Here is a 5,050-nt window from a genome sequence, read left to right as displayed (position 1 = left end):
GACATAAAGTCAAATACGTTTCAAAACTCTCCACCAATACCAGTTGACAAAGAGCCTTTTTTTGTCGCTCTCATTTTGGATGTACTTAATAAAATCGTGCACACAGTGTTTTTCATTGGCCTTATGCGCCACCGCGTCAAAGCCGATCACCTGCGGCCATTCAACCGGAACGTGCACCAGTCGCGGATTGTTATCCGGGTAAATAAAATTCAGGCCGAAGCCGATACCCTGGTCCGCATTGATCAGAATCTCAGCCGAGGCAAAATCATTCGTGTACGTGACCTCAAGATGGTCATTGGTCTGCAGCAGTTTTTCCTGCAGCTTCACGGACTCGCTGCCGACCCAGTCATTATCCACAAAAATCACACGCTCGTTTTGCAGATCCGTGAACGACAAGCGCGGTTGTCTGGCTAACGGATGGTTCTTCGACATCAGCGCAAAAAAATGGTCCGTCATCAGCGGATAGATTTTAATGTTTGAGAGCCCCTCTTCGTCTTCGCGGCTGCTCATCAAAATATCGATTTCACTAGTTTCCAGATAGTGTTTCAGCTTATTGTGGTTCAGCGTTTCAATGTTAAACTTCACGTTCGGATACAACGCGTTGAACCCGCGGATCCAAATCGGAATCATCAGACTGTTAAACGGGGTGTACGAAAAACCGATGGTGATCGTGTTCTGTTCGTCATTGCTGGCACGCTGAATATCCTGCACAGCCATGTAGTAGTGGTTGATCAGCGGTTTGATTTTGTTATAAAACGCCTCACCGTAACTCGTCACATGGACGTACTTATTACTCCGGTCGAACAATTTCGTGCCGATCTCATTTTCAATTGCTTTAATATCATGCGTCACCATCGGCTGAGACATGTGCAGGGCCTTCGCAGTCCGCGTGTAGTTTCTTGTCTCCACCAAATTAACAAATACTTTCAGGCGATTTATGTCCATGGTCAGCCTCCAACGATTAACAATCTATATTATTGATAATCATTATTAATTTCACTAATGATTATAGCCCAACTATAATCAAATTGTAAGCGGTATAGCTAGAAACTTCACAATCGTTTTTACCGTTTTATGGCTAGCGGCGATACTCGTCAGCTGGCATCAATTTAACCAATGAGGTGAATCAAATGACGCAATATTCAGCAACAGAGAAAGGCTTTCACGGTGACGTCACTGCTAAGGTGACAGTTGATTCAGAGGGCAAGATCACCAGCGTTGAAGGTGAAAGCATCAGTCCAAACACGATTGGTGCGGCCGGTATTGAAACCTGGCTGGGTCAGGCAAACAGTCTCAAGACAGTTGATTTAGATGCCATTTCAGGCGCGTCCATTTCGACTGGGGCCTTCCGGAAGGCAGCTCAAAACGCTTACGCGCAGTACACTGGCGACCAAGTCGATGCCTTTACCAGCGCCTCCAAAGAAGGTGGCAGCACATCTGGCACGCCGAAGACTGCCAACTACCCGATTCTAAAGGATAAACTCTTCGAAGCGGACGTCAATTACGATACGTCCTACGACCTGGTTGTCGTCGGTGCCGGTGGCGCTGGATTATCCGCTGCAGCGACGGCTGCCGAAAGCGGCGCATCAGTGCTTGTTGTCGAAAAAGCCGGGATCGCCGGTGGGACAACCAACTACTCCGGCGGGGTTATTCAAGCTGCCGGCGACCAGTGGCAAAAAGAATACACCAACTTTAAAAACGACACCCCTGCCCGCCACGAAGCCGAGTATATGAAAGCCGGCGAAGGCCGTGTCTATCAGGACCTCGTCCACGATTTCACGGAAAACTCACCGAAAAACCTGACCTGGTTAGCCAAAATGGGCATTAAGTGGACCAGCGTTTACGGCCACACTGAAATTCCCTACGCCAAGGATAACTTTGCCGACCGGATCCACGTGTACGAAGGCGGCGGGGTCGGCGGTAACGGCATCGTTCTGACGCAGCACTTGTTGAAGTACGCGTTAGATCAAGGCGCCAAAATCATTTACAATACCGCTGCGGTTGGGCTCGTGTTGACCGATGAAACGGCTCAAAGCGTTGCCGGGGTTGCCGTTGAAGAAAACAACGAAGTCCGCTACGTCAAGGCACGTCGAGGGGTCATTCTCGCGACCGCGTCAATCGACCAGAACCTGGCGCTGGCGAAAGATTTGAGTCCGCAACACTACGAAGATGTAAAAGCTCACCACTGCTGGTCAGTGAAGACCGACCGCGGCGATGGCATCGTCATGGGTATGACGATTGGCGCTGCCGTGACTGGTTTTGGCGGAACCATCGACTTTGACGCCCGGACAGGGAACGGGACGGATGACCGCGTGCCAACCATTCCTTCCATTTTCGTCAACGGTAACGGCCTGCGCTTTGTCAACGAAGACGCAACCTACGCCTATGGTTTCCGAGCCATCTTCAACGCTGAAAAACAGTTGGATAAACCAACCTATCAAATTTTCGGCCACGATTCCATTCAGGTGAAGACGAGCCCTTGGACCGCAGAGAGTCTGGCCAAGGACGTAGACAGTGGTCTGGTGGTCACCGCGGATAATTTACAGGATCTGGCAGACAAGATCGGTGTGCCCGCTGAAAACCTGAAAAAGAGTGTCGATACCTGGAACGTAAACGCGCAAAAAGGTTCCGACCCCGAATACAATCGAACAATGGGCGTGGCTGAATTTACTGCCCCCTACTACGCTTACCGCAACACCCCAGGAAACTTGGGTGCCATCGGCGGGCTGAAGATCGATGCCAAGTGCAACGTCTTAGATATGTACAATAACCAAATTAATGGCCTGTATGCTGCTGGCCTGAATGCCGGTGGTTGGATGGGTTCCTACTATCCCGGTTCAGGAACCGCTGTTGGCGGTGCCGTGCATCAGGGACGGCGAGCTGCTAGTTCGGCTTTGAATTTGGATTAAAGTGCAAGATAGTAAAACTGGTGTTGGTCTTAAAACCAATACCAGTTTTATTTTCGATCTACATTCGAATCATAAAGTTTTTCTCATCATTGTGTCATCATTTACAGAATTTAAAAGTTTAGTGTTATGCTAATGAAGTACTTCACAAAAAGAATTGTAATTGGAGGAATAAAAATGACAACTCAAACTGATATTAATTGGAACGCGACCTATGACACATTAGTTATCGGCTTTGGTGGTGCAGGTGCCACGGCAGCTCGTTTTGCAGCTGATAACGGCGCTCATGTTCTATTAGTGGATGCTGCTCCTCTCGGACACGAAGGTGGAAATACCCGCTATGCTGCCCAATTGTTAAACAGTGGTGAAGACTATAATAAATTACTGAGCTACTATCAAGCATTGTATGCACCAAAAATCTACGACAAGGAAATGCTGACAACCTATGTTCACGGCATGCATGACCTGCCGAACTACCTCAAAGATTATTTAGAGGTTGACCCAGTCAGCGCTAAGTATGATTTAAAGATCCATAGTTATGCGTTACCAGAATATCCAGAATTTCCCGGTTCTGATACGTTAGACTTTACCTTAGTTCATAAAGGACTATTCGATGCTTCATTATGGAAAGTATTGCGTGAGCAAGTCACAAAACGAGCTGATAAAATCGATATCTGGCTGGAATCATCCGCTACACATTTAATCCAAGACCCCGAAACTCATAAAATACTTGGCGCTCAAATTGAACGCAAAGGCAAACTAGTCAACATTCAAGTCCGTAACGGCGTAGTTTTAGCCACCGGCGGGTTTGAAAATAACAAAGAGATGCTGCAAAACTACCTTGGTGTCACACATCTGACTCCACTAGGCAGCCTGTACAACCACGGTGACGGTGTTCGGATGGGCATCGAAGTCGGCGCTAAATTATGGCACATGACCAACTATGAAGCTATCGGCATTCTTAATGGTATGGTCTTCAAGGTTCCTGAAGGCGAACGCGGTTACTTTATCAATCCCAAGTACGCCAAGCTCTTTACCGGCTCAATTTTCTTAGCTGGTGACGATGGTAATCGTTATACTAAGGAAGATGAGCAGAATCGTCACGGCCATGTCTATCAAAACGGTCAGTGGCATGTTGTTCGTCCGAATGAGCATCCGCACCTCATTTTTGATGCTAAACAACTTGATGACTTGAAAAATGACCATGACAGCCCGTACAGTGATTGGCTAACGGATATTATCAGCGCCGAATCAATTGAAGAATTAGCAGGTAAAATTAATGCCGATCCTGTTATTCTCAAACAAAACGTAAACAAGTTTAACAAATTCGCAGAGAATCAGCAGGACGAACAATTTGGCCGGGATCCTAAAACTTTACGCCAATTTACCAAAAACGGTCCCTACTACGCTGCTGCCGTTGATCATGATGTGTTAAACACCCAGGGCGGTCCACAACGTAATGTAAAAGCTGAAGTCTTGGATACAAATAACGAACCTATCCCAAATCTATACAGTGCGGGTGAACTAGGTGGCATCAATGCCAACATGTATCAAGCTGGTGGCAACCTAGCTGAATGCCTGATTTTTGGGAAAATTGCTGGTGAAAATGCTTCCAGAGATAAAGGTTCAAATGCTACCCTACAGCTGGCCACTGAAAGTCTGGGTCGTAATGATATTATCGCGAATGCAAAGGCTTCTCAATTTGAAGTCGGTGCAAACCAGTACCTCGGTTACAGTAACAAGGGTGTTGGTGGTCAATTAATCGTTAGAGTCACTTACGCTAATAATAAAATCACCAAAGTTGAAATCGTCGAACAACATGAAAGTGAAGATGTTGCTGCCACTGCGATTGCAGAACTACCTAACCAAATTGTAAGACAAAACAGTGCGGATGTAGATGCCATTTCTGGTGCTTCCGCCGCTAGTCGTGCTATCAAGGATGCAGTGCGTGATGCACTATCAAAGATTAAATAAAAAAATTAAATTAAACCCCACTGATTCAGTGGGGTTTTTAATTTTCAATAATAAAAATTAACGTATTCACACGACGCCGATCGGCTAACACATTACGTCAACGGTCATAGTAAAAGGGCTCTTTGTCAACTGGTATTGGTGGAGAGTTTTGAAACGTATTTGACTTTATG

General features: G+C 46.6%; 3 protein-coding genes. 2 read left to right on the top strand and 1 reads right to left on the bottom strand.

Annotated features, from left to right (window positions below; translation table 11 throughout):
• Positions 1–9: 9 nt before the first annotated feature.
• Positions 10–945, bottom strand: coding sequence for a LysR family transcriptional regulator (locus FC82_RS13775; protein ID WP_056997294.1), 936 nt, complete (start codon positions 943–945; stop codon positions 10–12).
• Positions 946–1,130: 185 nt separating this feature from the next.
• Between FC82_RS13775 and FC82_RS13770 the strand changes: the two genes are divergently transcribed.
• Positions 1,131–2,909 carry an FAD-dependent oxidoreductase gene (locus FC82_RS13770; RefSeq protein ID WP_056997293.1) on the top strand — a complete coding sequence of 593 codons (1,779 nt, stop codon included), beginning with the start codon at positions 1,131–1,133 and terminating at the stop codon, positions 2,907–2,909.
• Between the two features lie 174 nt (positions 2,910–3,083).
• Positions 3,084–4,880, top strand: a complete 1,797-nt coding sequence (locus FC82_RS13765) for an FAD-binding protein (protein WP_054762895.1) — start codon at positions 3,084–3,086, stop codon at positions 4,878–4,880.
• The last annotated feature ends 170 nt before the right edge of the window (positions 4,881–5,050 follow it).

The organism is Secundilactobacillus collinoides DSM 20515 = JCM 1123 (genome assembly GCF_001435975.1).
Lineage (GTDB): Bacteria > Bacillota > Bacilli > Lactobacillales > Lactobacillaceae > Secundilactobacillus > Secundilactobacillus collinoides.
Note: the sequence above shows the minus strand (reverse complement) of the source record. Positions and strands in the feature narration are given on the sequence as shown.